Origin of the sequence: Streptomyces sp. NPDC000345 (assembly GCF_042898825.1) — a bacterium.
Lineage (GTDB): Bacteria > Actinomycetota > Actinomycetes > Streptomycetales > Streptomycetaceae > Streptomyces.
On record NZ_JBIAZE010000008.1, the window covers coordinates 75,442 to 95,213 of the forward strand.

General features: G+C 72.9%; 21 protein-coding genes. 11 read left to right on the forward strand and 10 right to left on the reverse strand.

The features are described from left to right. Positions 1 to 102: 102 nt before the first annotated feature. From cobM to cobC, 5 genes are read left to right on the forward strand one after another with little or no spacing between them, the layout of a single operon-like run. Positions 103 to 921, forward strand: coding sequence for a precorrin-4 C(11)-methyltransferase (gene cobM, locus ACFY30_RS20435; protein WP_390846579.1), 819 nt, complete (start codon positions 103 to 105; stop codon positions 919 to 921). Next, complete coding sequence (cbiE, locus tag ACFY30_RS20440) at positions 918 to 2,174, forward strand: precorrin-6y C5,15-methyltransferase (decarboxylating) subunit CbiE (RefSeq protein ID WP_390846580.1); 1,257 nt, start codon at positions 918 to 920, stop codon at positions 2,172 to 2,174. The genes cobM and cbiE overlap by 4 nt, the downstream gene beginning before the upstream one ends. After that, the gene (cobJ, locus tag ACFY30_RS20445; RefSeq protein WP_390846581.1) at positions 2,171 to 3,853 is read left to right on the forward strand and encodes a precorrin-3B C(17)-methyltransferase; all 1,683 of its coding nucleotides are present in this window, start codon (positions 2,171 to 2,173) and stop codon (positions 3,851 to 3,853) included. Before cbiE ends, cobJ begins: the two co-directional genes overlap by 4 nt. Before the next feature lie 46 nt (positions 3,854 to 3,899). Continuing rightward, positions 3,900 to 4,826, forward strand: coding sequence for a sirohydrochlorin chelatase (locus ACFY30_RS20450; RefSeq protein ID WP_390846582.1), 927 nt, complete (start codon positions 3,900 to 3,902; stop codon positions 4,824 to 4,826). After that, positions 4,816 to 5,877: an Rv2231c family pyridoxal phosphate-dependent protein CobC gene (gene cobC / locus ACFY30_RS20455; RefSeq protein ID WP_390846843.1), complete on the forward strand. Its 1,062-nt coding sequence runs from the start codon at positions 4,816 to 4,818 to the stop codon at positions 5,875 to 5,877. Before ACFY30_RS20450 ends, cobC begins: the two co-directional genes overlap by 11 nt. Positions 5,878 to 6,088: 211 nt before the next feature. Here the strand turns inward: cobC and ACFY30_RS20460 are convergent, their stop codons facing one another. The 5 genes from ACFY30_RS20460 to ACFY30_RS20480 all read right to left on the reverse strand — a co-directional run bounded on the left by ACFY30_RS20460 (position 6,089) and on the right by ACFY30_RS20480 (position 10,741). Further along, complete coding sequence (locus ACFY30_RS20460; protein ID WP_390846583.1) at positions 6,089 to 6,994, reverse strand: SCO1860 family LAETG-anchored protein; 906 nt, start codon at positions 6,992 to 6,994, stop codon at positions 6,089 to 6,091. Positions 6,995 to 7,158: 164 nt separating this feature from the next. After that, a complete protein-coding gene (locus ACFY30_RS20465) occupies positions 7,159 to 8,250 on the reverse strand; it encodes an amidohydrolase family protein (RefSeq protein ID WP_390846584.1) in 1,092 nt (363 codons plus the stop codon). 21 nt (positions 8,251 to 8,271) lie between these two features. Further along, positions 8,272 to 9,063, reverse strand: a complete 792-nt coding sequence (locus tag ACFY30_RS20470; protein ID WP_390846585.1) for an amino acid ABC transporter ATP-binding protein — start codon at positions 9,061 to 9,063, stop codon at positions 8,272 to 8,274. Next, positions 9,060 to 9,893, reverse strand: a complete 834-nt coding sequence (locus ACFY30_RS20475) for an amino acid ABC transporter permease (protein ID WP_390846586.1) — start codon at positions 9,891 to 9,893, stop codon at positions 9,060 to 9,062. Before ACFY30_RS20475 ends, ACFY30_RS20470 begins: the two co-directional genes overlap by 4 nt. Beyond that, entirely contained in the window at positions 9,890 to 10,741 is an 852-nt protein-coding gene (locus ACFY30_RS20480; protein ID WP_390846587.1) for a transporter substrate-binding domain-containing protein, read from the reverse strand. The genes ACFY30_RS20475 and ACFY30_RS20480 overlap by 4 nt, the downstream gene beginning before the upstream one ends. A 197-nt stretch (positions 10,742 to 10,938) precedes the next feature. Here ACFY30_RS20480 and ACFY30_RS20485 point away from each other — a divergent pair, with 197 nt between their 5' ends. The 6 genes from ACFY30_RS20485 (at position 10,939) to thpD (ending at position 16,070) form a co-directional block, all read left to right on the forward strand. Then, entirely contained in the window at positions 10,939 to 12,039 is a 1,101-nt protein-coding gene (locus ACFY30_RS20485; protein WP_390846588.1) for a pyridoxal-phosphate-dependent aminotransferase family protein, read from the forward strand. Positions 12,040 to 12,148: 109 nt separating this feature from the next. Continuing rightward, positions 12,149 to 12,676, forward strand: a complete 528-nt coding sequence (locus ACFY30_RS20490) for a DinB family protein (RefSeq protein WP_390846589.1) — start codon at positions 12,149 to 12,151, stop codon at positions 12,674 to 12,676. A 247-nt stretch (positions 12,677 to 12,923) separates the two neighbouring features. Next, a complete protein-coding gene (gene ectA / locus ACFY30_RS20495) occupies positions 12,924 to 13,436 on the forward strand; it encodes a diaminobutyrate acetyltransferase (protein ID WP_390846591.1) in 513 nt (170 codons plus the stop codon). Between the two features lie 34 nt (positions 13,437 to 13,470). After that, a complete protein-coding gene (gene ectB, locus ACFY30_RS20500; protein ID WP_390846592.1) occupies positions 13,471 to 14,742 on the forward strand; it encodes a diaminobutyrate--2-oxoglutarate transaminase in 1,272 nt (423 codons plus the stop codon). A gap of 13 nt (positions 14,743 to 14,755) precedes the next feature. Next, positions 14,756 to 15,175 (forward strand): ectoine synthase, encoded by a 420-nt coding sequence (locus ACFY30_RS20505; protein WP_390656085.1) that lies wholly within the window; start codon positions 14,756 to 14,758, stop codon positions 15,173 to 15,175. Between the two features lie 7 nt (positions 15,176 to 15,182). Continuing rightward, complete coding sequence (gene thpD / locus ACFY30_RS20510) at positions 15,183 to 16,070, forward strand: ectoine hydroxylase (RefSeq protein ID WP_390846593.1); 888 nt, start codon at positions 15,183 to 15,185, stop codon at positions 16,068 to 16,070. A 25-nt stretch (positions 16,071 to 16,095) separates the two neighbouring features. Here the strand turns inward: thpD and ACFY30_RS20515 are convergent, their stop codons facing one another. From ACFY30_RS20515 to ACFY30_RS20535, 5 genes are all read right to left on the reverse strand, one after another. Then, a complete protein-coding gene (locus ACFY30_RS20515; protein WP_390846594.1) occupies positions 16,096 to 17,148 on the reverse strand; it encodes an aminotransferase class V-fold PLP-dependent enzyme in 1,053 nt (350 codons plus the stop codon). A gap of 95 nt (positions 17,149 to 17,243) precedes the next feature. After that, a complete protein-coding gene (locus ACFY30_RS20520; RefSeq protein WP_390846595.1) occupies positions 17,244 to 17,960 on the reverse strand; it encodes a DsbA family oxidoreductase in 717 nt (238 codons plus the stop codon). 75 nt (positions 17,961 to 18,035) lie between these two features. Beyond that, positions 18,036 to 18,539 (reverse strand): GNAT family N-acetyltransferase, encoded by a 504-nt coding sequence (locus ACFY30_RS20525; RefSeq protein WP_390846596.1) that lies wholly within the window; start codon positions 18,537 to 18,539, stop codon positions 18,036 to 18,038. A gap of 69 nt (positions 18,540 to 18,608) precedes the next feature. After that, entirely contained in the window at positions 18,609 to 18,977 is a 369-nt protein-coding gene (locus ACFY30_RS20530) for a hypothetical protein (RefSeq protein ID WP_390846597.1), read from the reverse strand. 152 nt (positions 18,978 to 19,129) lie between these two features. Continuing rightward, positions 19,130 to 19,738 (reverse strand): DUF1349 domain-containing protein, encoded by a 609-nt coding sequence (locus ACFY30_RS20535; RefSeq protein ID WP_390846598.1) that lies wholly within the window; start codon positions 19,736 to 19,738, stop codon positions 19,130 to 19,132. Between the last annotated feature and the right edge of the window lie 34 nt (positions 19,739 to 19,772).

A 19,772-nucleotide genomic window follows, 5' to 3' on the forward strand; every position in this document is an offset into this window, starting at 1 on the left:
GTATCCGATCAGCCCCCGGCCGCGCACATCCGGCCACTGCCCTGACCCCGTTACGACCCGTTGCGACCCGCTATGGACCCCGCTATGAGAGGACCCGAACCCATGGCCGATGCCCCCACCGGCAAGGTGACCTTCGTCGGTGCCGGCCCCGGCGCCGCCGACCTGCTGACGTTCCGTGCCGCGCGCGCCATCGCCGAGGCCGACATCGTGATCTGGGCCGCGAGCCTGGTGCAGGCGGAGGTCCTCGAACACGCCCGGGAGGGCGCGGAGATCCTCGACTCGGCGACGATGTCCCTGGAGGACGTGGTGGCCGTGTACGAGCGCGCCCGCCGGGAGGGGCTGAAGGTCGCCCGTATCCACTCCGGCGATCCCGCGCTGTGGGGCGGCACCCAGGAGCAGCTGGACCGGTGCGACGAGATCGGCATCGGGACCGAGGTCGTCCCGGGGGTGTCGTCCTTCTCCGCCGTCGCCGCGCTCGCCCGGCGCGAGCTGACCATCCCCGAGGTCGCGCAGTCCGTGGTGCTCACCCGGCTCGGCGGCGGCAAGACGCCGATGCCGCCCGGTGAGGAGGTGCGGGAGTTCGCCCGGCACGGCACGACCATGGCGGTCTTCCTGTCCGCCGCCCGCAGCGGGCAGCTGGTGCGGGAACTGCTGGAGGGCGGCTACCCGACGACCACCCCCGTCGTCGTCGCCCATCAGGCCACCTGGCCGGAGGAGCTGATCGTGAAGTGCACGATCGGCACCCTGGAGGAGACGGTCAAGGAGCACAAGCTCTGGAAGCACACCCTCTTCCTGGTGGGCGCGGCCCTCGACGCCCACGGCACCCGCTCGCACCTGTACCACCCCGGTCACTTCCACGGCTACCGCAAGGCCGACCCGGAGGCCCGCCGGGCGCTGCGCGAGCGGGGTGCCCGTACGTGAGCCGGCCGATCACCGTCCTCGGTACGGGGACGGGGGCGCCACCCGGCCCCGGTGAGCTGACCGGCGCCGAGCTCGTCGTCGGCGGTCGGCGCCATCTGGACGCCGTACCGCTGCCCGCGACCGCCGAGCGGCTCGTCCTCGGGCCGCTCGCACCGGCCCTCGACGTCGTCGGGGAGTACGTCGCCAAGGACCGGCGCGTGGTCGTGCTGGCCTCGGGCGACCCGGGGTTCTTCGGGATCGTGCGGGCACTGGCCGAGCGGTTCGGACCGGAGCGGCTGGAGGTGCGTCCCGGTGTCCCCTCCGTCGCCGCCGCCTTCGCCCGGCTCGGGCTGACCTGGGACGACGCCGTCGTGGTCAGCGCGCACGGGCGGGACCCCCGGACGGCCGTCAACGTCTGCCGGGCGCATCCGAAGGTCGCCGTGCTCACCGGGCCGGGCGCCGGACCGGCCGAGCTGGGCGCCGCCCTGGCCCGTACCGTGCCCGGCCGCGTCCTCGTCGTCGCCTCCGCGCTGGGCGATCCGGTGGCCGAGCGGGTGGAGCGGGTCTCCCCCGCCGAGGCCGCGGGCCGCGACTGGGGTACGGCGGTGAGTGTCGTCCTGTGTCTGGACGAGGCGCGGGCGCTCGGTCCCGTACGGACCCTCGCGGGCGGCGGGCGTCCCGCGGGATGGGCGCTGGACGAGGGCGAGTTCGCCCACCGCGACTCGATGATCACCAAGTTCGAGGTGCGGGCGCTGGCCCTGGCCCGGCTCGGTCCGCGCCCGGGCGATCTGGTGTGGGACGTGGGCTCGGGGTCGGGGTCCGTGGCCGTGGAGTGCGCGCGGCTCGGCGCCGCCGTCAGCGCGGTCGAGAAGGCCCCGGACGGGGTCGAGCGGATCCGCGCCAACGCCGGCGCGCACGGCGTGGACGTGCATGTCGTGCACGGCACGGCCCCCGGGGCGCTGGACCGGCTCGACGATCCCGACGCCGTGTTCGTCGGCGGGGGCGGGCGGGAGCTGCCCGGCATCGTGGACGTGTGCGCGCGGAGGGCCCGGCGGACCGTGGTGGTGGCGATGGCCGCCCTCGACCGGGTCCCGGCGGTGCGGGCCGCGCTCGCGGACGCCGGGTTCGGCGTCGACGGCGTGCTGCTGCAGTCCTCACGGCTCGCACCGCTGCCGGGGGAGGTCACCCGGCTCGCGGCGACCAACCCCGTCTTCCTGCTGTGGGGGACCAGAGCCCCCGTCCATCGAGTACCTGAAGAAGGAGTTGCCCAGTGATCGGCCTCATTTCCGCCACCGTGGCGGGGGCGGCGGCGCGGGACCGGCTGGCCGTGGCGTGGCCGGACCGTACGCGCGTGTACGACGGGCCCGTGGGGGAGGCCGTACGGCGGGCGTTCGCGGAGTGCGAGCAGCTCGTGTGCTTCCTGGCGACGGGCGCCGTCGTGCGGCTCGTCGCGCCCCTGCTCGGCGACAAGGCGTCGGACCCGGGCGTGGTGTGCGTCGACGAGGGCGGTCGGTTCGCCGTGTCGCTGGTCGGCGGGCACGCCGGCGGCGCCAACGCGCTCGCCGCCGAGGTGGCCGGGCTGCTGGGGGCCGCGCCCGTGGTGACCACGGCGACGGACGCCGTCGGCATCGCCGGTCTGGACACCCTCGGCCTGCCCGTGGAGGGCGACGTCGCCGGGGTGAGCCGGGCCCTGCTGGACGGGGAGCCGGTCGTACTGGACGCGGAGGTGGCGTGGCCGCTGCCGCCGGTGCCGTTCGCCGGTCGGGGCGCGTACACCGTGCGGCTCACGGACCGCGCCGTGGAGCCCGCCCCGCGGGAGGTGCTGCTGCGGCCGCCGTCGCTCGTCGTCGGCGTCGGCGCGTCCAGGGGCGCCCCGGCCGAGGAGGTGCTGGAGGTCGTCGAGGGCGCCCTGCGGGACGCGGGGCTGTCTCCCCGCAGCGTCGCGGAGTTCGCCACCGTCGACGCCAAGGCGGAGGAACCCGGCATCCTGGAGGCCGCGAAGCGGCTCGGGGTGCCGGTGGTGACGTACTCCGCCGCGGCGTTGGCCGCCGTGGAGGTGCCGAACCCCTCGGACGCGCCGCTCGCCGCCGTCGGCACGCCCTCCGTCGCCGAGGCCGCCGCGCTGGTCGGCGGGGGTGAACTCCTCGTGCCGAAGCGGAAGTCGGCCGGGGTCCCCGCGACGGCGACCTGTGCCGTCGTACGGCGTCCGGTGCGCGGGCGGCTCGCGGTGGTCGGGCTGGGGCCCGGGGCCCGGGACCTGCTCACGCCGCGCGCGGAGGACGAACTGCGGCGGGCCTCGGTGCTCGTGGGACTCGACCAGTACGTCGACCAGATCCGCGACCTGCTGCGGCCCGGCACCCGGATCCTGGAGTCGGGGCTCGGCGCCGAGGAGGAGCGGGCGCGGACGGCTGTCGCGGAGGCCCGCAAGGGGCACGCGGTCGCGCTGATCGGCAGCGGGGACGCCGGTGTGTACGCCATGGCCTCCCCCGCGCTCGCCGAGGCGTCCGACGACATCGACGTGGTGGGGGTGCCGGGCGTGACCGCCGCGCTCGCGGCCGCCGCCCTCCTCGGTGCGCCGCTCGGCCACGACCACGTGTCGATCAGCCTGTCCGACCTGCACACGCCGTGGGAGGTCATCGAGCGGCGGGTGCGGGCGGCGGCCGAGGCGGACCTCGTGGTCACCTTCTACAACCCCCGCTCCCGGGGCCGCGACTGGCAGCTGCCCAAGGCGCTCGCGATCCTCGCGGAGCACCGGGAGCCCTCGACGCCCGTGGGTGTCGTGCGCAACGCCTCGCGCCCCGACGGCACCGCGCGGATCTCGACCCTGGCCGGACTCGATCCGGCGACGGTCGACATGATGACGGTCGTGACCGTGGGCAACACGGCGACCCGGAACATCGCGGGGCGCATGGTGACCCCGCGCGGCTACCGCTGGCAGGAGGAGCCCGCGTGAACCGCCCCCTGCCGGACCACCCTGTTCTTTTCGCTGAGGAGAAACCGTGACCACCCCGCCGCCCGCCCTGCTCATCGCCGGCCACGGCACCCGGGACGACGCCGGAGCCGAGGCGTTCCGCGCCTTCGTACGGGAGCTGGGCCGCCGCCACCCCGAACTGCCCGTCGCGGGAGGTTTCATCGAGTTGTCCCCGCCCCCGCTGGGCGAGGCCGTGACCGAGCTGGTGGAGCGGGGGGTGCGCAGGTTCGCCGCCGTTCCGCTGATGCTGGTGTCCGCCGGGCACGCCAAGGGAGACATCCCGGCGGCGCTGGCCCGTGAGAAGGAACGGCACGCGGGGATCTCGTACACCTACGGCCGTCCGCTGGGCCCGCACCCGGTGCTGCTGTCCGTCCTGGAGCGGCGCCTCGACGAGGCGCTGGGCTCCTCCGGGCGCTCGCCCGGGGACCGCTCCGACGTCACCGTGCTGCTGGTCGGGCGCGGCTCCACGGACCCGGACGCCAACGCCGAGGTGTACAAGGCGGCGCGGCTGCTGTGGGAGGGCCGCGGGTACGCGAGCGTGGAGACGGCGTTCGTGTCGCTGGCGGCGCCGGACGTGCCGAGCGGCCTGGACCGCTGTGTGCGGCTGGGGGCGCGCCGGATCGTCGTTCTGCCCTACTTCCTGTTCACCGGCATCCTCCCGGAGCGGGTGCGGCAGCAGACCGAGGGGTGGGCGGCCGCGCACCCGGAGGCGGAGGTGCGGTCGGCGGACGTCATCGGGCCCGAGCCGGAGCTGCTCGACCTGGTGATGGAGCGGTACCGGGAGGCGGTCGAGGGCGATCTGCGGATGAACTGCGACTCGTGCGTGTACCGGATCGCGCTGCCCGGGTTCGAGGACAAGGTGGGGCAGCCGCAGCAGCCGCACTTCCACCCGGACGAGGACGGTCACCACCACCACGGGCACCACCATCACGGCGGACATGCCCATGCGCACTGACGGGCACGACCTGCGCCACCACGGGGACGCGGAGGTGCGGGACGACGGCTCGGCGCTCGTCGATCTCGCGGTGAACGTCCGCGCGGACACGCCGCCGCGCTGGCTGCGCGAGCACATCACCGCGTCCCTGACCGGCCTCGCGGCCTACCCGGACGGGCGGGCCGCGCGGGCGGCGGTGGCGGCGCGGCACGGGCTGCCGCTGGAACGGGTGCTGCTGACGGCGGGCGCCGCGGAGGCGTTCGTGCTGCTCGCGCGGGCGCTGAAGGTCCAGCGGCCCGTGGTGGTGCATCCCCAGTTCACGGAACCGGAGGCGGCGCTGCGGGACGCCGGGCACAGTGTGGACCGGGTGGTGCTGCGGGCCGGGGACGGCTTCCGGCTGGATCCGGCGGCGGTTCCCGAGGACGCCGACCTGGTGGTGATCGGCAACCCGACCAATCCCACCTCGGTGCTGCATCCGGCGGAGACGATCGCGCGGCTGGCCCGGGCCGGGCGGACGCTGGTGGTCGACGAGGCGTTCATGGACGCGGTGCCCGGCGAACGCGAGAGCCTCGCCGGGCGCGCGGACGTACCCGGTCTCGTCGTGCTGCGCAGTCTCACGAAGACCTGGGGTCTGGCCGGGCTGCGGATCGGGTACGTCCTCGCCGCCCCGGAGACGATCGCCGAGCTGGAGCGGGCTCAGCCGCTGTGGCCGGTGTCGACGCCGGCGCTGGCCGCGGCCGAGGTGTGCGTGTCGCCCCGGGCGCTGGCGGAGGCGGCCCACGCCGCGCATCGCGCCGCCGCGGACCGGGCCCATCTCGTCGCCGGCCTGGAGGAGTTCGCCGCCGACGGGGTCTGGGTCGCGGGGCCCGCCGAGGGCCCGTTCGTCCTCGTCCGGCTGCCGCGGGCGGCCGCCGTGCGCCGGCATCTGCGGGACCTGGGGTTCGCGGTCCGGCGCGGGGACACCTTCCCCGGGCTCGACCAGGACTGGCTGCGGCTGGCGGTGCGGGACCGGGCGACGGTCAACTCGTTCCTCCAGGCGCTGGACCGGGCGATGACACTGTCCGACCACTGAGCGGCGCCCCCGCCCAGGGCGCCACCCGGCACGCGTCGGCCCCCTCCCAGCAGACGCACGCAGACCTAGTCACGACGCCGGACCGCCACGATCACCACCCCGCCGGCCGCCAGGCGACGACACCGGCCGACCGCCGAACGACGCCACCCGCCCCGGGGCGCCACCCGGAACGCGACGGCCCACTCCCCCGGCCGCGCAGCCGCACACGGACCTAGCTGCGGCGCCGGGCCGCCGCGATCACCGCGCCGCCGGCCGCCAGCAGCGCCACCGCTCCGCCCGCGAGGTACCGCGTGACCGGGCTGCCGCCGGTCCGGGCGAGGTCGGCCCCGGCGGGGGCGGCCTGCGGCCTGACGTCGGCCTCGGGTGTCGCCGAGGACCCGGCCGGCTCCTCGGAGGCGGGCGGGGTCTCGCAGCGCGCTTCGGCCAGGGTGAGGGTGCCGGTGACCTCGGCGACGTTCAGCTTCAGCGGGTTCACGCGCACGGTGAGCCGGAGAGCGGTCGCGGCGGCCGTGCGGGAGGTGACCTCACGCCGGGACAGGTCGAGCCGGACCTCGCCGACGCCGGGCACCTCGACCTCGGCCGGGCCGTCGGCGCTCACCGAGACCTTCCGGCCCAACACCGTCACGGTGCCGGGCAGGGCGGAGGTGGCGACCGGGGTCTTCCCGGCCTCGCAGGTCGCCCGGGAGGTGAGCGCGTCGATCTCGATCAGGGAGAGCAGGGGCAGACCGGGGACGTGCAGCCGGGCGCGGGCGAGGCGGGTGGACGCCTCGGCCTTCGCGTCGTCGACGGTGGCCTTCGCCTCCGCGACGTCGGCGCGCAGGACGCTGAAGGGCTGTCCGCCGTCGACGCCGTCCAACCGGGCCGTCAGCGCGGTCTTCCCGGCGCTCCGCGGTGCCCGCACCTCGTTGAGAGCGACGGCGAGCGGCACCTCGACCGTTCTGCTGACGAGGGCGACGTCGAGGCCGGTGCGCAGGACGGCCGCGCTCGCGCCGCCCCCGCCGTCGGCCGCGTGCGCCGGACCCGCTCCCGCGAGGGTGGCGGGGCCGGCGGCCAGCGCGGTCGCCGCCGCGACGACGGCGAGACGGCGTGCGGGCAGGCGGAAGTGCACGGTACTCATGGGTGGGACCCCCAGAAGAGATGCTTCGGGACCCCGCAAGAATCGCGTACGAGGGGTGAACGGTCAGCGAGCCGACCGGAGTTCACCCCATCGTGAGATTTCCGCGCAGGGATTCGAATCACCCGGTACGCATGTTCCCCGCGGCCGCCGGGGCGACGGCTCCCTCAGCCCCGGACCTTCCCGTTCACGACCACCCGGCGAGGTGCCGCGAGCACGCGGACGTCGGCGCGCGGGTCCGCCTCGTAGACGACGAGGTCGGCGGGGGCGCCCTCGTCGAGCCCCGGGCGCCCGAGCCAGGCGCGCGCGCCCCACGTGGTCGCCGACAGCGCCTCCCGGGGCGGGATCCCCGCCGTCACCAGCTCCGCCACCTCCGCGGCCACGAGGCCGTGCGGAAGGGTGCCGCCGGCGTCCGTGCCGACGAAGACGGGGATGCCGGCGTCGTACGCGGACCGGACGGTGTCGTAGCGGCGCTCGTGGAGCCGGCGCATATGGGCCGACCAGCGCGGGAACTTGGCCTCGCCGTTCGCCGCGAGCCGCGGGAAGGTCGCGATGTTGACGAGGGTCGGCACGATCGCGACGCCGCGCTCGGCGAACAGCGGGATCAGGTCCTCGGTCAGACCCGTCGCGTGCTCGACGCAGTCGATGCCCGACTCGACGAGGTCCCGCAGGGAGTTCTCGGCGAAGCAGTGCGCGGTGACCCGGGCACCGAGGCGGTGCGCCTCGGCGATGGCCGCCTGGGCCGCCTCCCGGGGCCAGCTGGGGGCCAGGTCGCCCACCTCGCGGTCGATCCAGTCGCCGACCAGCTTGACCCAGCCGTCACCCCGCCGCGCTTCCCGGGCGACGTACGCCACCAGGTCGGCGGGCTCGATCTCGTGGGCGTAGCCGCGGATGTAGCGGCGGGTGCGGGCGATGTGCCGGCCGGCCCGGATGATCTTCGGGAGGTCCTCGCGCGCGTCCACCCAGCGGGTGTCGGAGGGCGAGCCGGCGTCGCGGATCAGCAGGGTGCCGGCCTCCCGGTCGGTCAGTGCCTGCTTCTCGGCGACCTCCACGTCCACCGGGCCGTCCGGCCCCAGGCCCACATGGCAGTGGGCGTCGACGAGGCCGGGCAGCGCCCAGCCCGTCACGCTCCGCACGTCGCGGGCGCCGACGGGACGGTCGTAGGAGATCCGGCCGTCGACGACCCACAGCTCGTCGCGGATGTCGTCGGGTCCGGCGAGGACCCGGCCCTTCACGTGCAGCACCGGCTGATCGCTCATGTACCGCACCCTAGTGACCGGCTAGTCGCTCCCGCCCACCTGGTCGGAGGTCTCCTCCTCCACGTCCGCCATCGCGGGGTCGAGGAGGCGGGAGAGGAAGTGACGGGTGCGTTCGTGCCGGGGGGCGCCGATGACCTGGGCGGGGGTGCCGTCCTCGACGATCACTCCGCCGTCCATGAAGACGACCCGGTCGGCCACCTCGCGGGCGAAGGTCATCTCGTGCGTGACGACCATCATGGTCATGCCCTCGTGCGCGAGCACGCGCATGACGGCCAGGACGTCCCCCACCAGCTCGGGGTCGAGCGCCGAGGTCGGTTCGTCGAACAGCATCACCTCGGGCCCCATGGCGAGCGCCCGGGCGATCGCGACGCGCTGCTGCTGGCCGCCGGAGAGCGAGGAGGGGTAGGCGTCCGCCTTCTCGGACAGGCCCACGCGCTCCAGGTTCTCGGCGGCCACCTTCGCGGCGGTCGCCTTGTCGCGCCTGAGCACCCGGCGCTGCGGGAGCGTGAGGTTCTCGGTGACCGAGAGGTGCGGGAAGAGGTTGAACTGCTGGAAGACCATGCCGATACGGCGGCGTACGGCGTCGATGTCGACGTCCGGGTCGGTGACCTCGGTGCCGCCGACGAAGACCTGGCCGCTGGTCGGCTCCTCCAGGAGGTTGACGCACCGCAGCAGGGTCGACTTGCCCGAGCCGGACGGGCCGATCACACAGACGACCTCGCCCTGGCCGATCTCCAGGTCGATGCCCCGCAGGACCTCGTTGGCGCCGAACGACTTGTGCAGGTCCCTGACCTGGATCTCCGGTCGGTTCATCGCACGGCCTCCTGGGCCTTGGCCTCCATGCGGCGCACGACGAAGCCGAGCGGGACGGTCACCAGCAGGTAGCACAGGCCGGCGACCAGGATGGGCGTGGAGTTGGCGGTCTGGCTGGCCAGGTCGCGCCCGTACTTGGACAGTTCCCGCTCCTCCAGGGTGACCCCGAGGAACAGCACCAGCGAGGAGTCCTTGAACAGCAGGACCAGCTCGTTGGTGAGCGGCGGCAGGATGATCCGGAACGCCTGCGGGATGATGATCGAGACCATGGCCCGGGCGGGCGAGAAGCCCAGCGACCGGGCCGCCTCCAGCTGCCCCTTCGGCACGGCCTGGATGCCCGCGCGGATCGTCTCCGCCATGTACGCGGCCGCCACCAGACCGAGCGCGAGGGCGACCTTGCCGTAGGTGCCGCCGACGATCTCCGTGCCCGGGAAGGCCAGCGGCACGGCCACGCCGATGAAGATGAAGATCAGCAGGGCGGGCAGGCCGCGGAAGATCTCGATGTAGACGCCGGCGAACCAGCGGTAGGGCCCCACCGACGACAGCCGCATCAGCGCGATCACCATGCCGAGCACGAGTCCGACGGCGAAGCCGGACAGCGTGTACAGCACGGTGTTCTTCAGCGCCAGCGTGATGACGTCGGGGAACATCTGCCGCGCGATGTCGCCCTGGGCGAACTGGTTCTTCAGCCGGTCCCAGTCGGCCGAGACCGCGAAGGCGATCACGGCCGCGACGAAGACGACGTACTGGGCGCCGCGCGAGAGCCGCCGCTTCTGGCGCCTGGTCAGGCCCTTTTTCCGGGGCTGGAGTTCTGCGCCGGTTCCGGTCATGACGCGGAGGGCGACGCGGCCGACTCGTCGTAGGGGCCGATCCACTTCTCGTACAGCTTCTTGTACGTGCCGTCGGCCTTCGCGTCGGCGAGGGCCTTGTTCACGGCGGCGAGAAGCTCGGCGTTGCCCTTCCTCACCGTGAACCCGTACTGCTCACCGGTGTTGAGGTTGTCGACGACCTTGAAGGCGTCGGCGTTGGCCTTGTCCTTCAGCCACCCCTGGACGACCGGGTAGTCGATGATCACGGCCTTGACCTGGCCGGTGCGCAGGCCGTTGAGGACGGCGTCGGAGGACTCGAAGGAGACCGGGTCGAAGCCCTGGCTCTTGGCGTAGTCCTCGCCGGTGGTCTGGGCCTGGGCGCCCAGCTTGACCTTCTCCGACTTCACCTCGGCCAGGGAGCCGACGCCGGCGTTCTTGTCGACCAGGACGGCCTGGGTGGCGTCGAAGTACGGGTCGGAGAAGTCGACGTTCTTCTTGCGCTCCTCGGTGATGGTCATGCCGGCCGCGGCCAGGTCGCACTCGCCGGAGTTGAGGAAGGCGCCGGTCTTGAAGTTCTCGAAGGGCGTGTCCAGGATCTGCTGCTTCACGCCGAGGTCCTCGGCGACGAGGTCGATCAGCGAGACGTCGAAGCCCTGCACCTTGCCGTCGATCTCCGACTGGAAGGGCGGGTAGGGCAGGTGGGTGCAGGTGGTGAGCCGGCCGGCCTTGACGAGCTCGACCCCTCCCGCCGCGGTCTTGGAGCCGCTGCCTCCGTCGTCACTGGAGGTACAGGCGGCCACGAGCATCAGCCCGGCCGTCGCGGTGGTGGCGGCCAGGACGCGGGTCCGTCGCCCGGGGAGCGTGTTCACGGCGGGCCTTCCTGTAAGGGAACTGTGGGTTCCGATTATAAGGAGAAGTTTGGGTGTCTCAAACCAAACCGATGGCTGCGAGGCGGTCTGACCTAAGAAGTCATCGCCGGGAGTGGGGGCGGGAGTCGGAAGGGTCGTGCGGGATCTGCCGGTTACTCTCGTGACCTCTACCCCCTGAGTGAAGAGAGAGCACCGTCGTGACGCACCCGTTCCTGGACCTGGCCCCGCTGAGTGCCGCTCGCTTCGCGTCGATCGAGGACCGGGTCGCGTGGCTGCTGGGCACCGAGCAGGACGTCGTGATCATGCAGGGCGAGGCGCTGCTGCCGCTGGAAGGGGCGATCCGGGGGACCGCCGGCCCCGGCACGACCGCGCTGAACGTCATCACCGGCCCCTACGGGCAGACCTTCGGCGACTGGCTGCGGGACTGCGGTGCCACGGTGATCGATCTGGCGGTGCCCTTCCACACGGCGGTCTCGGCCGCGCGGATCCGGGACGCCTTCGCCGAGCACCCGGAGATCGACTTCGTCTCGCTGGTGCACGCGGAGGCGGCGACCGGCAACACCAACCCGGTGGCCGAGATCGGCGAGGTGGTGCGGGAGCGGGGCGCGCTGTTCTACCTGGACGCCGTGGCCTCCGTCGGGGCCGAGCCGGTGCTGCCGGACGCGTGGGGTGTGGACCTGTGCGTGATCGGCGCCCAGAAGGCGATGGGCGGGCCCGCGGGGGTGTCGGCGGTGTCGGTGAGCGAGCGGGCCTGGGCGCGGATGGCGGCCAACCCGAGGGCGCCGCGTCGCTCGTACCTCTCCCTGCTGGACTGGAAGGAGCGGTGGGTCGACGGGGGCCGCACGGCGCTGCCGCACGCACCGGCGCAGCTGGAGATGCTGGCGCTGGAGGCGTGTGTGCGGCGGATCGAGGCGGAGGGGCTGGACTCCGTGATGGGCCGGCACGCGGCCGCCGCGGCGGCGACGCGCGCGGGGGCGGCGGCGCTGGGCGGCGGTCTGGAGCCCTACGTGTACGAGGCGGCGGAGGCGGCGCCGGTCGCCACCACGCTGAGGGCGCCCTCGGAGGTGCCGGCGTCGGAGCTGGTGGCCCGGGCGCTGGCGATGGATCCCGCGCTGCCGCTGGCGGCGGGTGGGGGCGCGCTGGCCAAGGAGATGATCCGGGTCAACCACTACGGCGTGGCCGCGGCACCCGGTGCGGTGCGGGGCAGCCTGGTGGCGCTGGGCGCCGCGCTGGCGGAGAAGGGACTCGACGTGGACGTGGCGGGGGCGCTGCGCGCGGCGGAGGAGGCGTGGGCATAGCCCTTGCCCACCCCGTGAGCCCCACCCCCGGGAGCCCCACCCCCGGGAGCCCCACCCCCGGGAGCCCCGCCGTCGGGGGCTGCGCCGGCTGGCGTGACATGCTCGCCGGATGAGCAGCGACACGTCCCAGAGGCTTCCCGACGGCCGCCCGGTCCCCCTGCTGACCGGTGAGGAACGTCCCATGCTGGAGAGCTGGTTGGACTTCCACCGGGCCACGCTGGAACTCAAGTGCGCGGGGCTGGACGACGAGCAGGTGCGGACGGCGTCGGCGGCGCCGTCCGCACTGACGCTGCTCGGGCTGGTCCAGCATCTCGCCGAGGTGGAGCGGAACTGGTTCCAGCGGGTGTTCGCCGGTCTCGACGTACCGCCGGTCTTCGAGGAGGAGACCGGGTACGCCCTGCACCCGGAGCGGGGGCTCGACGAGGCCCTGGAAATCTGGCGGCGCGAGGTCGCGCGGGGGCGTGAGCTGATCGCCGGGCGGTCGCCGGAGGAGCCCGGGCGGATCACCGACGGGCCGATGGCCGGGACCGTGGTCAGTCTGCGCTGGGTGCTCATTCACCTCGTCGAGGAGTACGCCCGGCACAACGGTCACGCGGACATTCTCCGGGAGCGCATCGACGGGGTCATCGGAGCCTGAATTCACCGTTACTCATTCAATTCCGCTCCGGGATGGCTTTCCCAAGTTCTCCTGCCCGGATCGCCTGCGGCTAAACGCAGAAGATTTCCGACCGATTACCCGCGCGTGACGCATTGCACAAGCGAGGCGTTATGCGGCTTTTGCCCCACCGCAAAAGCCGCATAACGACACCCAGCCCCAGGGGCACCACGGAATCCCCACGCCCTCTCCATGCGTTTTTGAATTTCGCTGGGTAGGTTCCTTCCGCATGACTGCCGCACAAGCAGACCTCCGCATCGACCGCCCCTCCGTGGCAGACGGGGCCGCACTCTGGCGTATTGCCAAGGAATCCGGAAACCTGGATCTGAACTCGTCCTACAGCTATCTGCTGTGGTGCCGCGACTTCGCCGGCACCTCGGCCGTGGCGCGCGCCGAGGACGGCACTCCGGTCGGCTTCGTCACCGGATACGTACGGCCGGCGGAGCCCCACACCCTGCTCGTCTGGCAGGTGGCCGTCGACGCCGCGTACCGGGGCCGCGGTCTCGCCGCCTCGCTGCTCGACGGGCTGACGGCACGGCTCGCCGCCGAGCGTCCGCTCACCGCCGTCGAGACCACCATCACGCCGGGGAACACCGCCTCGGAGCGGCTGTTCACCTCGTACGCCGCCCGGCACGGGGCGGACGTCACCCGTGAGGTGCTGTTCGGGGCCGGACTGTTCCCGGACGGGCCGCACGACCCCGAGGTGCTGTACCGCATCGGCCCCCTCTCCCACGCCCGCTGACCCCTCCCTCCCCCACACCGAGGAGCGATTCGTCGTGACCATCACCCAGCCCGATCTCAGCGTCTTCGAGACCCTCGAGTCCGAGGTGCGCAGCTACTGCCGCGGCTGGCCCGCCGTCTTCGACCGTGCGCAGGGCAGCCTCATGTACGACGAGGACGGCCACCGGTACCTCGACTTCTTCGCCGGCGCCGGGTCCCTCAACTACGGCCACAACAACCCCGTGCTGAAACGGGCGCTGATCGACTATCTGCTGCGCGACGGGGTCACCCACGCGCTCGACATGTCGACCGTCGCCAAGCGGTCGTTCCTGGAGACGTTCCAGGACCTGGTGCTGCGGCCGCGCGACCTGCCGTACAAGGTCATGTTCCCGGGGCCGACCGGCACCAACGCGGTGGAGTCCGCGCTGAAGCTGGCCCGCAAGGTGAAGGGGCGCGAGGCGATCGTGTCGTTCACCAACGCCTTCCACGGGATGTCGCTGGGCTCGCTCGCCGTCACCGGCAACGCCTTCAAGCGGGCCGGGGCCGGGATACCGCTGGTGCACGGCACGCCCATGCCCTTCGACAACTACTTCGACGGGACCGTCCCCGACTTCCTGTGGTTCGAGCGGCTGCTCGAGGACCAGGGGTCCGGGCTCAACAAGCCCGCCGCGGTGATCGTCGAGACCGTGCAGGGCGAGGGCGGGATCAACGTGGCGCGGCCCGAATGGCTGCGCGCCCTCAAGGAGTTGTGCGAGCGGCAGGACATGCTGCTGATCGTCGACGACATCCAGATGGGATGCGGGCGCACCGGGGCCTTCTTCTCCTTCGAGGAGGCCGGGGTCACGCCCGACATCGTCACCGTGTCCAAGTCCATCAGCGGGTACGGCCTGCCGATGTCGCTGTGCCTGTTCCGGCCCGAGCTGGACATCTGGGAGCCGGGCGAGCACAACGGCACCTTCCGCGGCAACAACCCGGCCTTCGTGACGGCGACGGCCGCCCTGGAGACGTACTGGGCCGACGGGTCCGCGATGGAGAAGCAGACCCGGGCGCGCGGCGAGCAGGTGGAGCAGGCGCTGATCTCCATCACCGAGGAGAACCTCGCCGATGTGAAGGAGTACCGGGGCCGCGGTCTGGTGTGGGGCCTGGAGTTCCACGAGAAGGAGCGGGCGTCGCGGGTCGCGCGGCGCGCCTTCGAGCTGGGGCTGCTGATCGAGACCTCCGGTCCGGAGAGCGAGGTCGTCAAGCTGCTCCCCGCCCTGACCATCACCCCGGAGGAACTGGACGAGGGGCTGAGCATGCTCGCCCGCGCCGTCCGCGAGACCGTCTAGCAGAGAGGGACCCATGATCGTCCGTTCCTTCAAGGACATCGAGAACACCGACCGGCATGTGCGGGCCGCGTCCGGCACCTGGGAGAGCAAGCGGATCGTGCTCGCCCGGGAACGCGTCGGATTCTCCCTGCACGAAACGATTCTGTACGCCGGCACCGAGACGTCGATGTGGTACGCCAACCACATCGAGGCCGTGGTCTGTGTGGAAGGCGCCGCCGAGCTCACCGACCACGAGACCGGGAGGACCCACTCGATCACTCCCGGGACCATGTACCTCCTGGACGGCCATGAGCGGCACACGCTGCGTGTCCTGGAGGACTTCCGCTGCCTCTGCGTGTTCAACCCGCCCGTGACGGGCCGGGAGGACCACGACGAGAACGGCGTCTATCCCCTGCTCACCGAGCCCGAGCTCACCGAACCCGAGGAGGTGTGACCGTCACATGACCACCGTCACCGATCTCTATCCCACCCGCGGCACCACCGAGGTGTCCGTCCCCCGCCAGGACCCCGTCGTCTGGGGCTCCCCCAGCACCCCGGGCCCGATCCCGGCGGCCGATCTCCAGGCGTACGAGCGCGACGGTTTCCTCTCCGTCGAGCAGCTCATCAGCGACGACGAGGTCGCCGTCTGCCGGCGGGAGCTGGAGCGGCTGGTCGCCGACCCGGAGATCCGGGCGGACGAGCGGTCGATCGTCGAGCCCCGCTCCAAGGAGATCCGCTCCGTCTTCGAGGTGCACAGGCTGAGTCCGGTGTTCGCGGCCCTGGTGCGCGACGAGCGCGTGGTCGGACGGGCCCGGCAGATCCTCGGCTCGGACGTGTACGTCCACCAGTCGCGGATCAACGTCAAGCCGGGCTTCGGGGCCGGCGGCTTCTACTGGCACTCCGACTTCGAGACCTGGCACGCCGAGGACGGTCTGCCGAACATGCGGACGGTGTCGGTGTCGATCGCGCTGACGGAGAACCTCGACACCAACGGCGGCCTGATGATCATGCCGGGCTCGCACCGGACCTTCCTCGGCTGCGCGGGCGCCACGCCCGAGGACAACTACAAGAAGTCCCTGCAGATGCAGGACGCGGGCACGCCCTCGGACGAGGCGCTGACCGCGCTGGCCGGCGAGCACGGCATCCGGCTGTTCACCGGCCGGGCCGGCTCGGCGACCTGGTTCGACTGCAACTGCATGCACGGCTCCGGCGACAACATCACGCCGTACCCGCGCAGCAATGTCTTCATCGTGTTCAACAGCGTGGAGAACACGGCCGTCGAGCCCTTCGCGGCCCCCGTGCGGCGGCCGGAGTTCATCGGGGCGAGGGATTTCACCCCGGTCCGGTGAGCCACGGCCGCCCGCCCGCGGGCCGTCAGCCCGAGAGCACGTCCAGCAGGCGGTCGACGTCGGCCGGGGTGTTGTAGAGGTGGAAGGAAGCGCGCAGGTTGCCCGCGCGGTCGGAGACCTCGATGCCCGCCTCGCTCAAGTCGGGCTGGCGGTGGCCGAGTCCGGGCACCGAGACGATCGCGGAGCCGGGCGAGGGCAGCGGCTCGTGGCCGAGGGCCGCGAGTCCGGTGCGGAAGCGGTCGGCGAGGGCCAGGTCGTGGGCGCGGACGGCGTCCACGCCGAGTTCCTCGACGAGTTCGAGGGAGCGGCGCAGGCCGGCGTAGGTGAACAGGGCGTGGGTGAGGTCGAACCGCCGTGCGGAGTGGGCGAGTTCGGTCACGGGGCCGTAGCAGCTGTCCCAGGGCCGCTCGCCCGCGACCCAGCCCGCCAGCACCGGCGTCAGTCCGCCGAAGTCCTCCGGGACGACGAGGAAGGCCGCCCCGTGCGGGCCGAGCAGCCACTTGAAGCAGACCGCGGCGCTGTAGTCGTACGCGTCGGCGTCCATCGGAAGCCAGCCGGCGGCCTGGGAGAAGTCGACGTAGGTGCGGGCTCCGTGCTCCCGGGCCGCCTCGCGCAGGGCGGGCAGGTCGGCGATCCGGCCGTCGGCGGACTGCGCCGCGCTGACCGCGACGAGCGCGGTGCCCGGGCGGACGGACTCGGCGATCCGCTCCAGGGGCACGGCGCGCACCTTGAGGTCGCCGCGGACGTGGAAGGGGTTGAGGACGGACGCGAAGTCGTCCTCGGCGGTGAGGACCTCCGCGCCGGCGGGCAGGGAGGCGGCGATCACCGCGGTGTGGGCGGCGACCGAGACGCCGGCCGCCACCCGCTCGGCCGGCACCCCGGCGAGCCGCGCGTAGGAGGCACGGGCCTCCTCGACGTCGGCGTACAGCGGGCCCAGCGGCCTGCCGTCGGCCCGCAGCCGGACGGCCTCGTGCAGGGCCGCCACGGCACGGGCCGGCAGCAGTCCGTTGCTCGCGGTGTTCAGGTAGGTGTTCTTCGGGGTGAACTCGGCGCGGACGAGGCTCTCGAAGGTCTCCATGCGTCCACTGTGGGGCCCGCGGAACTCCCCGTCCATTGCTGATTTCTTCGTCGTTGTGCCAAGCAACGCTTATGGATCCGCCCCGACCTGCGCGTTCAGTGCTGCGGCACCGCGCACCCGTCCGGCCCGCACGCCTGCGCGCCGCCCTCGTCGACCAGCGTCAGCGGGGAGCGGTCGCCCCAGGCCTGGGTGAGGGCCTGGGCGAAGACCTCGGCGGGCTGGGCGCCGGAGACGCCGTAGGCGCGGTCGAGCACGAAGAAGGGCACTCCGTTGGCGCCGAGCTGCGCGGCCTCGCGCTCGTCGGCGCGGACGTCGTCGGCGTACGCGGCCGGGTCGGCGAGCACCGCGCGGGCGGCCTCGGCGTCCAGGCCGGCCTCGACGGCCAGTTCCACGAGCCGCTCGTCGCCCTCGGTGAAGAGGGACCGCTCCTCGGCGAAGTTCGCCCGGTAGAGAAGCTGGATGAGCGCGTCCTGCCTGCCGTGCTCCTTGGCGAAGTGCAGCAGCCGGTGCATGTCGAAGGTGTTGCCGTGGTCGCGGTCCCGGGTGCGGTAGTCGAGGCCCTCGGCGGCGGCCTGCGCGCCCAGGTTCTCCTCACCGGCCTGCGCCTGCGCCTCGCTCATGCCGTACTTCCGCGTGAGCATCGTGATCACCGGCTGGACGTCGTCCTTGGCGCGTCCGGGGTCGAGCTCGAAGGAGCGGTGCACGACCTCGACCCGGTCGCGGTGCGGGAAGGCCTCGAGCGCCTTCTCGAAGCGGGCCTTGCCCACGTAGCACCAGGGACAGGCGATGTCCGACCAGATCTCGACGCGCATGTTCTCGGCTCTCTCCAGCTCGTACGGGGACGAAGGCTCCCTCCGCCGAGTGCATGAACGTTCAAGCAGCGGGGTTCATTCCCCGCTCACGGAGAAGCGCAGGAACAGGTGGTGATCTCCCTCGGCGGGCGGGTTCTCCGGGTCCGGGAACCAGCCCTGGCGTGCGTAGAAGGCCTGGGCGCGGCGGTTGCCGGCGTGCACGTCGAGCACGGCGGTACGACGGCCGTCCGCCCGCCACTGCTCCACGCACGCCGTGTGCAGGGCCGTGCCGATGCCGGAGCGCCAGTGATCGGGGTCGACGTGGAACTGGAACAGCTTGACCGTTTCCGCACCGGTGTCCTCCGGCACCCGGAAGGAGGCGAGGCCCACGATCCGGCCCTGCTCGACGACGCAGAGCACGGTGCCCTCGGGCCGCTCGATGGCCGTGCGCCAGTTGGCGAGCCAGTCGGTACCGTCCTGCGGGGTCCCCTCGGGGTAGTAGGTCGCCCGGGCGCGCGCGTGCAGGGCCACGACGGCCTCGGCCTCGGCGGGCACGACGGTACGGATCACCCTGCCTGCGGGGGTGCGGTGTGCGATCATGCAACGAAGGACGGGGAGGCAGCCGTTCCGGTTCCCCGGCCCCCGGCCCCCGGCCCCCGGCCCGCCGGCCTAACAGACGAAGGTCCGGTGGTCGGTGCTCGTGCTCAGCCTGCATCTGCCGTCCAGGAGGTCGCCGGTCCGGTCACGGAAGGCGAGGTTCCAGGTCGTGCCGTCATAGCGCAGGTCCGCGTATCCGAAGATCCCGAGGCCCCCGGAACGCAGCTTGGTGACCGACTCATGGACCTGCTGCGACGGCGTGCCGACGGACTGCTGCTCCGCGTTGGTGTCGACCGGGCCGTCGTCCAGGGGCCCGCCCGAGTTCCCCACGGTCAGCTGGGGCGGACGGGCGCTGTTGAAGTCGAGCTCCTGGGCGAGGTGGAAGTGCCCGAGAGGACCAGCCCCACCGTGCGGTGCAGCTCCTTCATGTGCCCCGGACACCGGCGTACGTCATCGCCGGACGGGCACCCATGGAATCGTCGGCACCACTGCGGGACCGCGCACCACGGCACCGGCGAACGGCCTGTACGGTGTGCCGGGCCGGCACGGCGGCCCGGCGGGGATCCGGGTGCGGACGGGAGGACGAGTCCTTCTCAGCTGCCGTCTCTGAGGTCGTCCGGCCAGCTGTCCCGGAACTCGATGTGGTCGTACGTCACCACACAGCCCTCCCCCATCGGCGACTGGGTCATGAAGCCGACCAGGGCGGCACCGGTCTCCTTCTCCTCGCCCAGGGTGAACAGCCGGACGAAGGTCCAGCGACGGCCGTCGCGGGAGGCGTGGAAGGCGAAGGCGCGGCCGGTGCGGCTCACCCGCAGCCAGACCGAACTGCCGTCCACGGTGAAGGAGTTGGCGTCGTCGGAGTGCCCCCGGGTGACGACCGTGCAGACGGTGGCCACGTCCGGGGAGTACTCCAGACAGAGCTTGGCCCAGGCCCGTTCACCGACGTGGACGTACAACACCCCCGCGTCGAAGGCCGAGTTGAAGCCGACCGTGACCCGGGCGATCAGCTGGAAGTCGCCCTCGGGCGCCCCGAGCAGCCGGGGCGCGTCGGCCGCGGGCTCCAGGCCCTCCCCGGTGGGCGGCACGAACCGGTCCTGCCGGGGCCCCGCCCACCCGGTGAGCACCCCGTCCTCGTGGGACCAGTGCCCGTCGGGCCCGTAGGTACGGAGGGAGAAGGGGAGTTCGGGAAGCTCGACGTCCATGCGCAGAGTTTCCCAGTCCCCCCTTCTCCTCGCG